General features: G+C 58.9%; 12 protein-coding genes and 3 pseudogenes. 9 read left to right on the forward strand and 6 right to left on the reverse strand.

Translation table 11 applies throughout. From position 1 onward, the window contains the following. Positions 1–58: 58 nt before the first annotated feature. Both U5G49_RS34075 and U5G49_RS37225 read right to left on the reverse strand, forming a co-directional pair. Complete coding sequence (locus U5G49_RS34075; protein ID WP_026231063.1) at positions 59–325, reverse strand: WGR domain-containing protein; 267 nt, start codon at positions 323–325, stop codon at positions 59–61. A gap of 288 nt (positions 326–613) precedes the next feature. Next, a pseudogene (locus U5G49_RS37225) lies at positions 614–664 on the reverse strand (hypothetical protein); the annotation flags it as partial. 506 nt (positions 665–1,170) lie between these two features. Here U5G49_RS37225 and repA point away from each other — a divergent pair. From repA to U5G49_RS34095, 4 genes are all read left to right on the forward strand, one after another. Then, the gene (gene repA, locus U5G49_RS34080) at positions 1,171–2,388 is read left to right on the forward strand and encodes a plasmid partitioning protein RepA (RefSeq protein WP_193445185.1); all 1,218 of its coding nucleotides are present in this window, start codon (positions 1,171–1,173) and stop codon (positions 2,386–2,388) included. Continuing rightward, complete coding sequence (repB, locus tag U5G49_RS34085) at positions 2,373–3,413, forward strand: plasmid partitioning protein RepB (RefSeq protein WP_193445155.1); 1,041 nt, start codon at positions 2,373–2,375, stop codon at positions 3,411–3,413. The genes repA and repB overlap by 16 nt, the downstream gene beginning before the upstream one ends. A gap of 239 nt (positions 3,414–3,652) precedes the next feature. Further along, positions 3,653–4,918 carry a plasmid replication protein RepC gene (gene repC / locus U5G49_RS34090; protein ID WP_193445154.1) on the forward strand — a complete coding sequence of 422 codons (1,266 nt, stop codon included), beginning with the start codon at positions 3,653–3,655 and terminating at the stop codon, positions 4,916–4,918. Between the two features lie 2,213 nt (positions 4,919–7,131). Next, on the forward strand, positions 7,132–7,398 hold the full coding sequence (locus U5G49_RS34095) for a DUF2277 domain-containing protein (RefSeq protein WP_193445153.1): 267 nt from the start codon (positions 7,132–7,134) through the stop codon (positions 7,396–7,398). Between the two features lie 92 nt (positions 7,399–7,490). Here U5G49_RS34095 and U5G49_RS34100 read toward each other — a convergent pair. From U5G49_RS34100 to U5G49_RS37230, 3 genes and pseudogenes are all read right to left on the reverse strand, one after another. Then, a pseudogene (locus tag U5G49_RS34100) lies at positions 7,491–8,593 on the reverse strand (Fic family protein). 205 nt (positions 8,594–8,798) lie between these two features. Beyond that, positions 8,799–9,716, reverse strand: coding sequence for a recombinase family protein (locus U5G49_RS34105; protein WP_193445152.1), 918 nt, complete (start codon positions 9,714–9,716; stop codon positions 8,799–8,801). A gap of 433 nt (positions 9,717–10,149) precedes the next feature. Continuing rightward, complete coding sequence (locus tag U5G49_RS37230; protein WP_193445151.1) at positions 10,150–10,371, reverse strand: hypothetical protein; 222 nt, start codon at positions 10,369–10,371, stop codon at positions 10,150–10,152. On the opposite strand from U5G49_RS37230, the pseudogene U5G49_RS37235 reads away from it, so the two are divergent. Continuing rightward, positions 10,367–10,709, forward strand: a pseudogene (locus U5G49_RS37235) (helix-turn-helix domain-containing protein); the annotation flags it as partial. The gene U5G49_RS37230 and the pseudogene U5G49_RS37235 overlap by 5 nt on opposite strands. A 16-nt stretch (positions 10,710–10,725) precedes the next feature. On the opposite strand, the gene U5G49_RS34115 reads toward U5G49_RS37235, so the two are convergent. Next, entirely contained in the window at positions 10,726–11,871 is a 1,146-nt protein-coding gene (locus tag U5G49_RS34115; protein ID WP_193445184.1) for an AraC family transcriptional regulator, read from the reverse strand. Between the two features lie 354 nt (positions 11,872–12,225). Between U5G49_RS34115 and U5G49_RS34120 the strand changes: the two genes are divergently transcribed. The 4 genes from U5G49_RS34120 to U5G49_RS34135 are packed head-to-tail and all read left to right on the forward strand — an operon-like array spanning position 12,226 to position 17,120. Continuing rightward, positions 12,226–13,272 (forward strand): UDP-glucuronic acid decarboxylase family protein, encoded by a 1,047-nt coding sequence (locus tag U5G49_RS34120; RefSeq protein WP_193445150.1) that lies wholly within the window; start codon positions 12,226–12,228, stop codon positions 13,270–13,272. Beyond that, entirely contained in the window at positions 13,272–14,258 is a 987-nt protein-coding gene (gene galE / locus U5G49_RS34125; RefSeq protein WP_193445149.1) for a UDP-glucose 4-epimerase GalE, read from the forward strand. The genes U5G49_RS34120 and galE overlap by 1 nt, the downstream gene beginning before the upstream one ends. Next, entirely contained in the window at positions 14,255–16,162 is a 1,908-nt protein-coding gene (locus U5G49_RS34130; RefSeq protein ID WP_193445148.1) for a glycosyltransferase family 2 protein, read from the forward strand. Before galE ends, U5G49_RS34130 begins: the two co-directional genes overlap by 4 nt. 19 nt (positions 16,163–16,181) lie before the next feature. Then, positions 16,182–17,120 (forward strand): glycoside hydrolase family 26 protein, encoded by a 939-nt coding sequence (locus U5G49_RS34135; protein ID WP_193445183.1) that lies wholly within the window; start codon positions 16,182–16,184, stop codon positions 17,118–17,120. Positions 17,121–17,137: the final 17 nt, after the last annotated feature.

Raw genomic sequence — 17,137 nt, forward strand, 5'->3', positions numbered from 1 at the left:
ATTCGGGAGGCTGCGGGGCACCCTCGCTTCGGCTGTGAAGGAAAGAAGAAGAACGAGGTCAGCCCCGCAAATACCGGATAGTTGTTTTCGGTCGGTAGCCGCGAGCACGTTTTTGTTTCACCAGGTCGAGGAACAGTCGAACTGCCTCCTCCTCCCGTTCGAAGACATGGTGCTTTTCCTGCCCACGCCTGCCGATCCGTCCCCATCGCCGCGTCAGGCAGGGCTCTCCAAACAGCGTCTGCCCAATCTCTATGGCATAGTAGCGCGCCATGTTCTTCGCCGGATCCGCTCGTTCGATATAGAGGTGGTAGGGCTGCACAGTCATGTTGGCATCATCGTCAAACGGGACGGCGACGTCCAACGACACATTTGAATCAATCACATGCGACTGATTCATTTCCGTGAAGGATGGTACTTGGGCGAGTGGCCGTAGGATATCTGCAAACATACCGAACGTGACGTGGCGGAAGGCCCCCTCCCCGGCTTCACGAGGACACACAGTATCGACGTAGAAGCGCGAGCTTTCGATCATGACGGATGTGCGTCGAGCCGCCCTGGCGAAAGCATGGTCAGGCCATTGGCGGGCAGCAGCCGTGCGCAACCGATCACCACGTCAATATCCCCTATCCGATAAGGCAAGAATATAGGTCGGTTCGATTTCGTCGAATTGATCGCGCTCCCGACCATTGGATCTGGAGACGTTTCAGGCGAGCCGGTCCGCGCCGACGCGCGCCCGGGGGCGGTAGATTTGATCGAGAAGCGCTGCGTCCTTGCTCGACGTCGGCGCCTGGATTGCTATCAGCTTCATGATCCCGCTCCGCAATTGTGCTGGTGCGCGGATCGTGATTTGCGCAAAGAAGCGGTTTGATTCCAGTCGCAAATCTGCGAGTCGCTCGTCGCTGCCGCTGGAGGTGTGCCTTGTCCATACCAAGGCGGCCCGTGCACATAGTACCGCCACCCGCAAAAGTGCGGGTATGAAAACAACCGCTCAGCGACGCTCCACGCCTTCAAGTCGTTGAAAAATATGGTGGAGCGCCGGATGACGGTGTCGGCAGCAAGTTGTTTATTAAATTTTCGTTAACCAAAGAAGGTTTGACGACTCACGCGATACCTGCAACCTTTGCGACGGAAAATGCGCGATCATCGGTGAAAAACCGTCGCGAGGTGAAAATGGATCAGATGACGACACGCCAGCAAACGAGCGAATCCTCCGCTGCGAAGATTACACGCCAAGCGCAGATGTTGTCAGCGCAGTTGCAGTCGCTTCGGACACATATGTATCCGCCCGAAGCGATGAAATCGTTGCGCACGTTCACATCACGCGACGTTGCCAGCATGCTCGGGATCGCAGAATCGACCCTCCGCCAAATGTCGTTGGACGGCGAAGGCGCAATGCCGGAGCGGCTGGAGAATGGCCGCAGGAGCTACACGCTCGCCCAGGTCAATGAACTCCGACGATACCTGGCAACCAAACGTCCTGTGGAAGCGTTGGATTTCTTGCCGCGCCGGCGCCCCGGCGAGAAGCTGCAAGTCATCGCGGTTGCAAACTTCAAGGGCGGATCCGCCAAAACGACGACGACCGTCCATCTTACCCATTATCTCGCGCTGGCCGGTTTGCGAGTGCTGGCAATCGATCTCGACCCGCAGGCATCCTTGTCGGCCATGTTCGGCTATCAGCCCGAGTTCGATGTCAGCGAGAACGAGACCATTTATGCGGCCATTCGCTATGACGAAGACAACCGACGGCCGATGCGCGACATCATCCGCAATACCTATTTTGACGGCATCGATCTGATACCGGGCAACCTGGAACTCATGGAATACGAGCATGAGACGCCCCAGGCGATTGCAAGCGGCGGCGGCCGCGGCGACGGGATCTTTTTCCGGCGGCTCGGCGCCGTCATAAACAGCGTCGCGGACGACTATGATGTCGTCGTGATCGATGCGCCGCCGCAGCTGGGTTATCTTACGCTGGGCGCTCTCTGTGCCGCCACCTCGCTGCTGATCACCGTTCATCCGGCGATGATCGACGTCGCCAGCATGAACCAGTTCCTGGCAATGTTGAGCGATGTCATGCACGTGATCGAGGAACGTGGCGGTATTCTTGAACACGATTTCATTCGATATGTCATCACTAGGCATAATCCGAACGATGTTCCTCAGGTGAATGTCGTCGCACTCCTGCGCTCACTGTTTGGCGAGGACGTGCTGGCGCCAGCCGTGGTGGACACGACGGCAATCGCCAGCGCCGGCTTGGAGAAGAAGAGCCTTTACGAAATGGCACGCGGTTCTGTCGGTCGTGACACCCTCACACGCGCCTTGGACTCCGTCGATGCTGTCAATCTCGAGATCTTCAACCACATCCAATCGGTATGGGGACGGTCATGACCAATGCCAAAGAACGCTCCAATCGGATGAAAACCCTTTTTGGGAATGTCGATTCCGCTGAGCTTGCGAAACAGATCTCGGCAGGTCCCGCGGTCAAAGTTGGATCTGGGGCCGTCAAGTCGATGGACCGGGCCTTTGTCGCCGTGGAAGAGGAGAACGACCGCCTTCGTGAACAACTGAGCGGTTCTGAAGCAATTGTCGAAATTGACTCCGCCCATGTCGTTCCCTCCTTTGTCAGGGATCGCCTCGACATCGAGGGAGATCCGTTATTTCAGGGTTTCGTTGAGGGCATCCGCGAAAGCGGCCAGAGACTTCCCATCCTCGTTCGCCCCTCCCCTGACAAGCAAGGCTACTTTCAGGTCGCTTATGGCCATAGGCGTTTGCGGGCCTGTCAGATTCTTGAACGGCCGGTAAAAGCGATCATCCGTGAGCTCACCGACGACGAGTTGGTGGTCGCTCAAGGGATCGAGAATACCGAACGCGCCAATCTCTCGTTCATCGAGCAGGCGCTGTTCGCTGCAACCCTCAAGTCGCGCGGCTTCCGCCGGGAGACGATTGCTGCCGCCCTCGGCAGGGCAGACGGCAAGCTGACCTATATTTCGATGCTGATTGGGATCGCAGAACAGTTCCCGGCCGAACTGATCGCCAGGATCGGTTCGGCGCCTTCAATTGGCCGGCCGAAGTGGGAAAAGCTCGCCGCCCATTTCAAGGACGGCAGGGCTCCGGCCGCAGCCCAGGTTATCATTGACCAGGTAACGTCGACGAGGACATGGGTCGCGTCCCCAAGCGATCAGCGCTTCGCCGCGCTGATGAACGCCCTGGAACACAAGGCAGCCAGCGGAGATCGCGGCGAAGAGATCGAGGTCGGTGGCGGCGCGGTGATTACCGCGAAATCCTCGCGTTCCTCAACGTTCATTACAATTCCGGAAAGCAAGATGCCAGGCCTGTCGGCCTGGCTCATCGAAAAGCTTCCGGCATTGGTGGACGAGTACCGGCAACAAAACGGGGAGACGCCGATGCGGTAGGCTGGTTCAGAAATAGGAAAGGGCTCACCGACGGCAATCGGCGAACCCTTAAAATCCTAGCCGACAGTACGAAAACGTCCCGTCGACATCAGCTCTAACAAACTGATTCTATGACGGACCGCTGGCACAATCAACCCCTGCGTAACAGCTGGGAACGAAAAACTGTGCCCGTCTGCTGGCTTTCATCAACAAGAATCTCGATGGAGCCGCACGCTAAGGCGCTGCGGGCAGGCTAGCTAATGACAGAAGCAACGGCAATCGCATCGTTCAGACGCGTCAGTCCGGCCATTCTCGCAAGCGCGCGAATGGCGATGGCCAACGACATACCAGACACCTCGAAATCGGAGATCTCCCTCCTGTTGAAGAAAGCAGCGCCGATCCTTGGGATCGACGGCACGACCTATCATGTCCTGGACATTCTCCTTGGCCTCTCGCGCGGCGATGACTGGAAAGGGGCCGGCAGGCCGATCGTTGCAATTTCGAACGCCAAGCTCGCAGAATACACGCTGCGCTCCGAGCGCACGGTTACGCGGTGCCTCCGCAGGATCGTTGAAGCTGGGATCGCGGCCTACCGCGACAGCCCAACGGGCCGGCGCTTCGTGTACCGCGACAATGACGGGATGGTTGCCAGCGGCTTCGGGCTCGATTTTACGCCGGCGCGCGTGCGGCTTGCGGAGATCAAGGAGAGCGTTGACAACTATCAAAGGGAACTGAAGGCTACCCAGGATGCGCGGCGTGCGGTTACGCGGTTTTCCAGGGCAGTCATCGATGCCTGCGAAGCATTCCCGGAGAAGGCGGATAGCTGGAGGTGCGCTGCACAGGCGATCATGGAGACGATGGTGAGCCGCGCTGAGCAAGCAAGCAAGCTCGAATCACTGCATTCCGAGGTTCTTGAATATGCCGAAGCTCGCTTCGGTGAGCATAATATGTCATGCGCGGGTGACATTGGCGTCACGTCCAATATAAATACAACCCCTGAAAACCTATCTGATAGTAATGAACGGACTCGCTCTAACGAGCGAGACATCAAAAAAACTGACGACGGCTCCGCCGTCGAAATGGCTTATGAAAATAAGCCTGAAGCAGCGATTGGTGACATGCAATCCCGACCGCGACAGGCGGAGAAGACGGTTGGTGATATCCAGGGTGCTGTTCTAGCCGCGGTGCCGGTTGGCTTGCTGCAGGTTGGGTGCCGCGCGGCGCAGGAATGTGTCAGTGTGGAGTTTGACGGCTGGTCCGATGTTGTCGGCGCGGCCGAAATGATGCGGCGCATGATCGGCCTTTCGGAGGCTGCATGGGTAGACGGTGTAGGGAGGGTCGGCCGTTATGCTGCGTCCGCCATCTTGGCGACCGTGCTCGAAAAATCTTTGCGTGACCCGGAGCTGATTGCAAAGCCAGGGGGTTATTTCCGTGCAATGGTCGACCGGGCGGTCGATGGGAGTCTTCACCTTTCAAAAAGCCTTTACGGTCTTGCCGAAAGCGGGATGAATACACGGAATGGATAGGCGAAAGGTAACAGCTGTTACTCCGCGCTCGGGTATGCGGAACCGATTAATCGCGACGAGGTTTACGTTGACGCCGCTGCAGGAGTATTTCGATTTCCGGGCGCGGCTTCGCCATCCGGGTCGCTTGAGCGGCAATGGGCGAGCGTATCCAGAAGGAGCGGTCGTTTCGCCAGGTATGGGTTTTCGCCCGCCGTCATGCAGCCAGAGTCCATCTGGCTTCCGCAAGACGGCGAGGGCGGTACACTTGCCTTGAAGGACATGCTGACATAGTTGTGGCTGGGGGTGCCATTCCTCCTGTTCATTGAGACCTAACCTGCCTATCAGGGGGCACCCTCCGTTCTGTTGTCGATGGTTGTTCAGAGTCTATGACGAAGCAAGCGCCGACGGTTCAGGAGGTTGCTAATCTCGCTTCCTGCCTTCGTACCTCCACCTTTGCCGAAGGCTTCTTTGCGCGTCTTTAGTGCCAGCCGGCTCGAAGAAGAACATGGGTGTTGGAGGGCTAAATGAGTTCGAAGGTGCGGGGTGGTGCGTGTCGAGCGCATAGCATCCGTGATCCCGGGCGGTTCACCTGTTCGTTGGCACCCAACTGAGTCGCTTCACGCAGGGTTCGCCCAACTTTGCCGGCATCTGACCGTGCGCGAGCAATGGACGTTAGCCGTGGGCGGTGGATGGGTGCCTGCAGGGAGAGAAGGAGTGAGAGCCGTCAAGAAGGAGGTCTCCGAATGTTCATTCAAGAAGCCATGCCATCCGGTTCGGCCAGCTTGTGACCCGTACGGAGATCACTGTGCATTGCTGCCTAAAGGACGGAGAGGCAGTCGGCATGTGCGGCACCCGCCGAGCATCAGAGGTTCCAGGAAGGCCGGCAATGGCGTTTGCGCAGGGCCGGGTGCTGCAGGCTGTCTGGCCACGGGGAGAGATGGACGTGTGGGGTTGCCTATCGCCACCTCGTTCTTCCTCCCCTGTTGAACGTAGTCTGCCTACCTACTTACGGCGGGCCGAGGCAGGATCCGGTCGACACCCACTTCGCGAGGGATCGGATTCGACGAACCAGGCGACCTTGATCCGATGGGCTCGAAGGTAACAGCTGTTACCTTTCGGGTGGAGCGGGGCGACAGGGATGACCCTTCTCCTCCTTAAAAACGCTCAATCACCAAATTCGAGGCGGCTCCTGGGACTTCGGCCGCTACGTGTAAGTGCCGAGTGGTCTCGCATTCAAGGCGTAAGGGACGTGGAAGGGTTGAGGCGCATTCGGGTAAAATGCGGCGTCATCTGGTGACGTCTACGCTGCGGCGTCCTGTGCAGTGAGTGCCTGGAGCAATGGGAGCGACAATGACTTGGATGCGGATAGGGACAGGGCAGGGTCCGCTCGACACGCCAGTTTGGGCGGCATCAATGTTAATGTTATTATCGCCTGGTTCGACGAACCAGGCGTCTCTACTGGGACACAAAGGTAACAGCTGTTACCTGAGTGGTGGAGCGTGCTGACAGGACGAACCCCTCGCCTCCTTCAAGAAGGCTCAATTGCCGAAAGCGACACAGCTTCCGGGAACTTCGGACGTTACGGGTAAATGCCGAGGTGTCCGAAGTTATAAACATGTGGACGCGGAAGAATCCAACGCGGGCGGGCAAATGATGTCACTAATGGCGCGTGGCATGCTGTGCACTTAATGCACGGAGCGATAGCAGCGACAACAATTTTGGGACGGAGAGGAAAGGGGCAGGGCCGCTCGACAAGCGCGTTTGGGGTGCATCAATGTTAAGATTTCTGTCGCTCGCGTTGGACGATCGAGGCGATCTTGATAGCCTTGGGGCCAAAAAGTAACAGCTGTTACCTTTTACGAGAAAGCTTCCGAGGCTTCGACGTTAGGGATAGTGCCGAGCGGTCTGACGTTCAAGGTAAAAGGGACATGGAACCATCCGACGCAGGCGGCAAAATCGGCGTCATTTGCTCGACGCCATGGCGCGTGCACCCGATGCCAGGAGCGGTGGCTGACAGAACGGCTTATGGCGTCTTTTTTGTTGTCTAGGTGTTGTCAGCCCGAGTGGCAGAGGGGTAGGACTGTCGGATTGAGGGAGAGGCGAGGATGGGATGAGCACGGCAGTGGTCACACCGAGAGAAGGCGCATCGTGCTTTGAAATCTCCCGGCGCGGATGAGCCACCGTCCGGCCGGCCCTAGGCCACGTGTTAAGCAAAGATGACCCGGGAGCAGTCCATGTGCAGAAACATAAAACCACTTTTCAATTTCGATCCGCCGGCGACCGAGCAGGAAATACGTGATGCGGCATTACAGTTCGTACGAAAGCTGAGTGGAACGACGAAGCCGTCCAAACGCAATGAGGCAGCATTTGAACATGCAGTCGTTGCAATCGCGGCATGCGCCCGCGAATTGCTCGATTCGCTCGAGACTTCACATCCGCCGCATAATCGCGAGGAAGTAGCCGCAAAAGCGCGGTCGAGAAACCTGACCCGGTTTGGGTGATTTTGAGGCCCTCGTGCCGGGTAGCTGGTTCAGCCTCTTCGGTCCTTTGTCCAAAGGGGACGCGGCGGTTGAGATCTGTCTCTCATTCGTAATCAGAGCAGATTTAGTGCGTAGCGTGCGTGCCGGCGTTCGCCGGTGCGCGTGAGCGCATCTCTCTCCAACAAGTCATGAAGATCGCGCGTCGCTGTCGCTCGCGAGGTCCGCCTGATCGAAATGTAATTCTCTGCGCTTAGTCCACCTTTAAACCCCCAGGGCCCTTTCTGGAACATCCGAGCGATGGCCTTCTCCTGGCGGTGGTTGAATTGCCCGTGGAACCGGTCATTGAATTGCCCCTTGCGGATATAGAAGGCCACCCGCGTCATGGTGGTCTGTTGCGCATCAAGGATGGTTCCCGCAAAATACACAGCCATTCGGTGATCTCGAGCGTGCGACGATGCCGTTCGAGCTGATCGTAATAGGCTTTCCGGCCATCCTCGATCGTGTGGACAAACGCAATCAAAGCTCGGTTTGCCCGATGTTTTGGGCAAGCGATTTTTCAGCGAGCGCTCGGCCAAGCCTTCCATTTCCATCTTCAAAGGGATGGATGCTTTCGCAATACAAATGGCCTATGCCGGCACGGGTAGGAGCGGGCAAGGGGAGTTAACCGGGTGGCGCCGTTTTGGCGAACTACTTGGTGTAGGCCGCCATTTCCGCGGGGATCCGCCTTGATGGTGGGGCTTCATAGTGGACGGTCGGATTGTCCAGACGGCCGGGCACAATCTGCATGGCATCTTCATGCGTTCGATATGCGCCGATCGCTCCAAGATGGCGATTGCCTGTCATCATCATGCCGTGCCAGCGAAACAGGGTTTCGTCGTTGAGCGGGGCGGACCAAGTGTCGTACACATCGAGCATCATTTCCGCGATGCCGCGCTCTTGCGGCGTTGATGGCCGATTGTCGACATCGAGGCCAAACTGGCGGCGCAAGGAGGATTTCACGCTCAACCGATCAAGCAGTTCGCCCTCAATCTGGGAGGTTTTCGCTGCATCGTCGCCTAATAGCTCAATACGAAGCAGATTGCGTTCCTCATCGCTGACATGACGGACTGCGCCGATCACTTCCCCCGATGACAGAAGGAATTGGCTTTCGAGTGGTTCAGGTGGCGCATGATCAGATGAAATGCGGCCAGCCTTCCTGCGTCCAGCTCCATTTTATGAGTTAAGGCGCCCTTTCGATGACTCACCATAATCCCTTGCGATGAGTGATTGGATTGAATTCTATCGCTCATGTAAGGGATCGAAGGCTGTCGCGGAGAACCAGAGAGCACCTTCAAAGGTTGGAATCGGCTATATCCAAAGGGTGGCAAACCATATGTCGCCAATCAAGCGCGCCTCGTTCAGGCGCGCGTTACGACCAGCACTCATAAGCGTATGAGTCCGAAGCGGCGCGCTTCGTCCAACAGCGCCCTCACCGAAGACGCCTGCCATTTCCGGCCACCACGCGGCGGTCGCTCATGCATCTGGTCCAACTGCGCAGCAATCTCTCGAAGCGATAGGTCGGGATCGGCGATCGCGATCGCGGCGACCAGCTTCATCAGATTGTCCTCCGGCGGCCGCCGAGGAGAGCGGGCGAGCAGTTCTGGCTCGGCAAGCTTTTCGCGTACCATCCGGTGAACTGCCCGGCGCAAGCGTTCGACCGTCCAGCTGTGACCTTTGCGATTAAGGATCAGCACCACATTGTCCCAACTATGTTGCGGCCGCAGCTTGCGAACAGTCGGCAACCATGTCTGCGCCGATGAGATCAGTTCGTCCAGATAAGCCCGATTGCGGGCGGCAGAGACAGCACGGACAGCTTCCGGTCGCCGCTCGCGAAGTCCTGGATTGCCGGCGAGCCGCCCCCGCGCTTTAGCCGCCATCATGCCGGCTTTGGTTCGCTCTGCGATGAGCGCACGCTCGAGCTGGGCTACGGCACCCAATACCTGCAGAGAAAACATGCCTTGCGGCGTCGAGGTGTCAATTGGATCGCGGAGGGACCGGAAGTGAACACCCCTTTTCTCTAGGTCTTCGATGACAGCAAGCAAATGGCTAACGGAACGCGCCAGCCGATCCAGTCGGACGACAACGAGCACGTCGCCCGCGACAAGTTCGCGGAGAAGCTTCCTCAGGATGGGCCTCACCCTTGATGCCCCGGATCCGTGCTCCTGATGGATGCGATAGCAACCAGCCGCTCGCAACTCGTCCACCTGGGCGTCGTTGATCTGGTCTTCTGTCGACACACGCGCGTATCCAATCAGCCTCTGGGGAGCAGGACGGGGATCGGGGATTGCGGGTCTCGCCATGGAACTCCCATGTCGTCTATAGCGGCGGTTTGTACAGAAAATGCATGCGTCAGTAAACGTTCCTTTGCAAGTGTGTTTTATGATCAGAATAGGAAGCCGTCGGGCGCGGAAACGAGATCGAGATGGAGGACGGCTCATCGGAGGCCGAGAACACGCGCTGGGGGCTTGCCATGGGCAAAGAGCCCGAAATCCGAGGATCTGGAGGAGGTTAGGCACAGCCTCTTGCTCGACTGCAGGCTTTGACGCTGAAAAGCCGCCGCCAAATCTTCGAGCCAAGAGCAGCCGAAGGGAATTGCGCGGACTTTGATCGCGTCACCATCGACAATTGGTAGTTATCGGAAGTGAAACGCCGCCGTCACGATCGTCATCGATCGCGGAAGTAATCCCGGAAATCACTTCCAATTAAGGACACGTTTACCATGATGTCAATGTGTTACGTTTCTACGAAAGTCACCTGGCCAGTCTCCTGTGGCCGATTGCGCACGCCGGGATCGCGCTTGTGCGTCTCGACGGGCGCATCGCTCGTTCGCCGGTCGGCGTGGGCTGGATCGAACGATCCCACTTCATTGACGCCTGCACCTGGTTGTGGCTCGGCGGCGAACTCGTCCACCTCGAGGAGCTTGTCTTCCACGACGCCCCGCGATATGGCCGTCAATCTCAAAACCATTCCCTTCGATCAGCGCGGGCATCGCGATCGCGAAACCCGGCTGCTGGCCATTGCCCAGGGGCTGAATGCGGCTGCCGAAATCGGACTGGAGGAGCATGACCGGCTGGCGCCGACGCGACTGATGATTGAACGGAAGCTGGATGGGAGGCCGACGTCGTCAAAGCTGCCGGAGCGGGTCATGGCAAAACCGCTAGTCTCGGCAGGCGTGGTCGAAAAAGCGCTCGGGGTGACGCCGCCAGGCGGCGCGGCGGATTGTGGGGAAGCTCGGCTTGCGGGAGATGACGGGGAGGGGGAGGTTTCCGGCTCAGTTGAGAAACGGCCCTTAGCAAGCGGCATGCCGGATCAACCCGTCAGGGCCAGCCAATCCCCGATCGTTTTTCCGTAGCGCCGCGTGGAGCTGATGGCCGGAGCTGGCCGCTGTTGGGTGGCCATAGTCCTTCGGATTTCACGCGGGCTCAGCCCGAATTCGTGGATGAAGGCGCGCGTAAAATTGGCGGCGACCTCGAAACCGGCGGCTTCTGCGATTTCTGAAATCGGCCTGTGGTCGGCCGAATTGCTGAGATCAGCATAGGCCTGCAGCAATCGCCGCTTGCGAATATAATTGAGCACGCCTCCGCTCGCCTCAAACAGCTGGTAAAGCCGCGTACGCGAAATCCCCAACGCGCGGCACATCATGTCCGGTGTCAAGTTTTCCGAATGGAGATTGACGTGAATGTAGCGGTGCGCCCGCTCCATCAGTCCCATATTGGTCTGGTTTTGACCGGTATCAGTCCTTGCGGACGATGCGGCGGCCGCAACGACCATATCGCCGATGGTTTGGATGACACGGGGCACTTCCTCTATCGTCAGATTGCCAAGGTTCGTTTCGAGGCCCGTGAGATAGCCCGTGAGCAACTCGGCGTGGCTGCCCGAAAGAACCGTGTTGCCGGCGCCCTGGAGAAGGCTCGCATCGCGCGCCAGCAGCTCATACGGCAGGAACACGAGCAAAGCTTCGGTATCTGTCATCCGTCCGCGATAGGGGCTGCCGAGAGACATGAACAATATCTCCCCGGCGCCGGTCTCGGTGACACGACGGTTGACCTCGGTCCAGGCCTGGCCAATGCGCTGCAGGCCGACGTTCCAGTGGTCGATTGGGCTCGATCGAAGCATGGCCTGATCGCGGACATATCTGTGGGCATGCGCGCGCTGCTGGACGACGAGGATATCGCCGAGATGCCAGCCGATCTGCTCCGCGAGGAACCCGTCTTCCGGTGATTTTCCCTCCGGCAAATGAACATCCACGAGCGGCGCCATATGTGCACGCCAGGCGGGGAATTGTTCTGTCGGTGGCAGGTCCTGCGTCGAGAATCGCAGCGGCACGAGTGCAGGGGAGGCATGGGGTGGTCGTTCCTTGCCCATGGCCGGTTCACGCGCCCAGCGCCGCCGCTCCATATGCGCCGGCCGCTGTTCCCCGACAGGATCATCGTCGGATTCGGACCCTGTAGCCATTAATTCCTCCAGCGCATAATCCGACCCAAGCCATGGAAATTCAGAAAAGCAATAGTTTTTGCGGCTGAAATCCCCGCAGAAATCCGTCTGAAAAAGCGGAAGTGCCCGACGAGTCACTTCCATAAGTTGTCTATCATATTCCTTTCCGCTCAGAAATGTACGGAACGATAATTTTCAGGATGTGGGGATAACGACAATTGCCTCCCTTGGCTGTATCTAAATAAACATCGGTTCTTTCCAAAAGAAAAACCAGAATAATAAAGCATTCGCCTGGTCGAGCGATTTAGGTTCGCGCAAATGCAAAGTAAATATCGAAAATAACACAGCAAAATCTGAAAAACACGGGGGATAGTCATGAACTACCTTGGTAAGATTCGTGCGCGAACTGCGCAGACTTCGTCTCATGATGCAAGTTATTCATCCGGAAAGTCTCGTGCGCCCAAGAGAGTCCTTGTCACCGGCGGCGCAGGTTTCCTCGGATCACATCTGTGCGAGACGCTTTTGGCCGCCGGACACCAGGTGATCTGCCTCGACAACTTTTCCACCGGCATGCGGCGCAATATCGCCCATCTGAAGGGCGTCGAGCGCTTCAATGTCGTCGCCCACGATATCGTCCAGCCACTCGATCTGGAAGTCGACGAGATCTATAACCTCGCCTGCCCGGCATCGCCCCCGCATTATCAGGCCGATCCGGTCCATACGACGAAGACCTGCGTGCTGGGCTCCCTCAACCTTCTGGAGCTGGCCGCGCGCACCGGCGCACGCATCCTCCAGGCATCCACCTCCGAAGTCTACGGCGACCCGAACGTCCACCCGCAAGTCGAAAGCTACTGGGGCAACGTCAATTCGTTCGGGCCGCGCTCCTGCTATGACGAGGGCAAGCGATGCGCCGAGACCCTGTTTTTCGACTTCCACAACACGCACGGCGTCGAGATCAAGATCATCCGCATCTTCAACACCTACGGCCCGCGGATGCGTCCGGACGACGGCCGCGTCGTCTCGAATTTCATCGTTCAGGCCCTGACGGGGCAAGACATCACGATATATGGCGACGGTTCGCAGACCCGCTCGTTCTGTTTCGTCGATGATCTCATCGGCGGCATGGTCCGCATGATGGCCTCACCGTCGTCGCTGACGGGGCCCGTCAATCTCGGCAATCCGGGCGAATTCACGATCCGGGAGCTGGCCGAACAGGTGATCAAATTGACCGGCTCCCGGTCGCAAATCATCCATCGCCCTCTGCCGGTCGACGACCCTCGTCAGCGTCGCCCAGATATTTCGCTTGCCATGCAGGAACTCGACTGGCGGCCGAAGATCGACATGTCAGGCGGCCTGCGTCAGACGATCGACTATTTCGATGGTCTTCTCACCCGTCCGGCACGCGAACTGGAGGCGGTCTGATGGATGCGCCCCGGGTCCTTGTTACGGGCGGTGCCGGCTATATCGGCAGCCACACTGCCAAGCTCCTCCGCTCGGAGGGGATTGAGCCTGTCGTCTACGACAATCTTACGACCGGAAACCGTTCGTCCGTGCGCTGGGGCCCTTTCGTCGAAGGTGACGTCCTCGACTCGCCATGCCTGATCGAGGCCATCGAGAAATATGCTCCCGATGCCGTCATCCACTTTGCTGCCTCGGCCTACGTGGGCGAGTCCGTGCAAAACCCGGCGAAATATTACAACAACAATGTCTGCGGTGCATTGTCGCTTATCGATGCCTGCCGGCAGACGGGGCTTCAGAACGTCATCTTCTCATCGAGTTGTGCCGTCTACGGCGTTTCCGCCGTGCTGCCGATCGATGAGACTTTGCCGAAGGCTCCGATCAATCCCTACGGCAGGACCAAGCTGATCGGCGAGAATATGCTCGCCGATTATGCGGCGGCCTTCGGCCTGCGTTATGTTGCCCTGCGTTACTTCAATGCCTGTGGAGCCGATCCGGACGGCGAGCTTGGCGAATGGCACGTTCCCGAAACCCATCTCATTCCGCGGGCGCTGCTGGCCGCGGCCGGCCGGATTCCGCACCTGGAGATATTCGGCGATGATTACGACACCCCTGACGGGACCTGCATAAGGGACTATATTCACGTCGCAGATCTCGCGCGCGCCCATGTCCAGGCCTTTACCCATCTCGCCAAGGGCGGAGAAAACCTCGCCGTCAACCTCGGCACCGGGCGGGGTTTTTCGATCAGGGAAGTGCTGCGCGTAATCGAGGAAACGACCGGCTGCAAAGTCCCGGTCGTCATCCATCCGCGCCGGCCGGGCGATCCGCCCAGCCTCTACGCCGACGCCAACCTGGCCCGCGAGACGCTCTGCTTCCAGCCTCGATATTCCGACCTCGAAACCATCGTGGGGACGGCAGCACCGTTCTTCGGGCTGGAGGTGCGCGCGTGACCGAATTTGCTATCACCCAAGCGACGCATGCTCCGGAACCGTCTCAGGAGCCGTTTCTTGTCCCGGTTCTGACCGGATATCGGCGGGCCGAATATTTGTTCTTGGCAGCCGTGTGGGCCTGCGCCTTCGCCTATTTCTGGATCTGGTGGCTGGAGCCGCGCCATCACGTCGATGCTTTCGGAACAATTACGGTGAGCCTCGTTCTGGCCTGGGTTACCGCTCTGCCGGCCTATTTCATCGTCGTCTTCTATTGGGCGGCAAGACCGAACGGTCCCTTGCGCCTGCCGGCGGGCAGCCGAGTGGCCATGGTCGTGACCAAGGCGCCAGGGGAACCCTTTTCGGTCGTCAGTGAAACCCTGCTGGCCATGCTTGCCCAGGAGGTGGAACACGACACCTGGCTTGCCGACGAAGACCCTTCCCCCGAGACCCTCGATTGGTGCTCCGCTCACGGGGTCTTCGTCTCGACCCGCAAGGGGCGATCCGATTACCATCGGACGTCGTGGCCCCGACGCACGCGGTGCAAGGAAGGCAACCTCGCCTTCTTCTACGACCACAACGGCTACAGCCGCTACGATTTCGTGGCGCAACTCGATGCGGATCATGTTCCCGCGCCGGACTATCTCTTCCACATGATGCGTCCGTTCGCCGATCCAACGGTCGGCTATGTCTCGGCCCCCAGCATTTGCGACAAGAACGCTTCGGAAAGCTGGTCGGCACGTGGAAGGCTCTATGCCGAGGCCAGCATGCATGGCTCGCTACAAGCCGGTTACAATGGCGGCCTGGCGCCGCTGTGCATAGGGTCGCATTACGCGGTACGTACCGTCGCCCTCAAACAGATCGGCGGCCTCGGTCCGGAGTTGGCTGAAGACCATTCGACGACATTGATGATGAATGCCGGCGGCTGGCGGGGGGTGCATGCACTGGATGCCATCGCCCATGGTGACGGCCCCAGAACCTTCAGCGATCTCGTGACGCAGGAATTCCAGTGGTCGCGCAGCCTGGTCATGGTGCTGTTGCGGTACTCGCCGAGCCTCGTCGGCCGGCTGCCGCCCCGGCTCAAGTTCCAGTTCCTCTTTTCGCAACTCTGGTATCCGCTTTTTGCGTTCTTCATGTTGCTCATGTTTGCGATGCCGATCATCGCGCTCGTGCGCGGCCAGAACTTCGTGACGGTGACCTATCTCGATTTCCTGGCGCATTTCGCACCGCTTTCTATCGCTCTCGTGGTGATGGCTTATCGCTGGCGCGCCAGCAGTTCGTTCCGCCCCTACGACGCCAAGATCCTGAGCTGGGAATGTATGCTCTTTCTCTTCGCGCGCTGGCCCTGGGCGCTCGCCGGTACGCTGGCTGCGGTGCACGATTTTCTCAGGGGCTCCTTCGTCGATTTCCGCGTCACGCCGAAAGGGCGGTCCGAAGTCGATCTGCTGCCGGCGCGTGTCCTGGCGCCTTACGCTGTGCTGGCGCTGATGGCGGTATTGCCCGCCCTGGCGATCGGCCATGCCGGCGCCTCCAAAGGGGGCTACTTCTTTACCGTCCTGAACGCGACAATCTACTGCGTGCTGCTTCTGGTCATCGTTGGGCGCCATTCGAAGGAAAATACGATTGCGGCGGCCCCGCGTTTCTACCGTCCGGCGATGGCGACCGTGCTTCTTGCGCTCGTCGCACTGCCGGGGGTTGCAACCATCATGCGCGGAAAGGATGCGGCCGAGGCACTCGCCTGGGGCAGCGGGCGCCTTCAGCTGTTCGAAGAGCGCTACGCCGCCTCAGGTGCAGGCCGGGGCGGGACCGCCCTGCGCACGATCTTCTTCAAACCACGATGGATTTCCGATCCGGAAGAGATCCAACTGAGAACGGATGCCGCTCACCCGGATTTGCGGCCGAGCCTGGAGGAAGTACACAATGTCTAGCCCATCCAAAATAGCCCTGTTGTCGTTAACCGGCCTTTTGCTGTCGGGAGTGGCGGTCCTGCCGAGCGCTCTGGGCAGCTTTGCCGAAGGGCAGCCACTTGCCATGACGACATCGTCCATCGCGCCGCCGACCAAGATGCCGGTCGTCACGAAGGAGTCGATCACGTTCGGCGCCTATGATCCGCACGGAGATTTAGCCGCCTCGCCCGATTCGAAGATCGAACACCTCTTCCTGCCATGGGAAGACGTCGATCTGCGCACGCTCGCCCTCGCCGACGATTATGCGCAAGCGCGTGGCCGCACCCTGCTGATCTCGGTCGAGCCCTGGACCTGGTCATCCGATTGGCGCCAAACCTCGCAGGAACTGCTGCACAGCATCCTGGACGGTTCGCGCGATGCGAACATGGCCGCCGTCTGCTCGTCTGCCGCCAAGCTGAAAAGTCCGGTCATCATTCGCTGGGGACAGGAAATGGACGAAACCGACAGCCAGTTCTCCTGGTCCCATTGGCAGGGCGCCGATTATGTCAAGGCTTATCGGCGGATGGTGGAGGTCTGCAAGGTCCACCTGAAGACGGCCAAATACATGTGGTCACCGAAGGGCAATGAGGGGCTCCAAGCCTTTTATCCCGGCAACGATGTCGTCGATCTCATCGGGCTCTCGGTCTTTGGCCTGCAGCAATACGACAGGGACAAGACTGGCAATGACCAGACGTTTGCAGCCCATCTTGCGCCCGGATACGCCCGTGTCGCTGGTTACGGCAAGCCCATCATGGTTGCCGAACTCGGCTACGAAGGCGACGATTCATACGTGCGAAACTGGGCTGAGAGCGTGACGAAACGCTATCCCCAGTTCCCGGCCCTGAGCGCTGTTATCTACTTCAACGACCGTGAAGTCTATCCGTGGCCGGACGGCTATGGCCGCCCCGACTGGCGGGTCGTCCGCGAAAGCATCAATTGAACAAGAAGGAACATGAA

It is taken from the genome of Rhizobium indigoferae, assembly GCF_034554815.1.
GTDB lineage: Bacteria > Pseudomonadota > Alphaproteobacteria > Rhizobiales > Rhizobiaceae > Rhizobium > Rhizobium leguminosarum.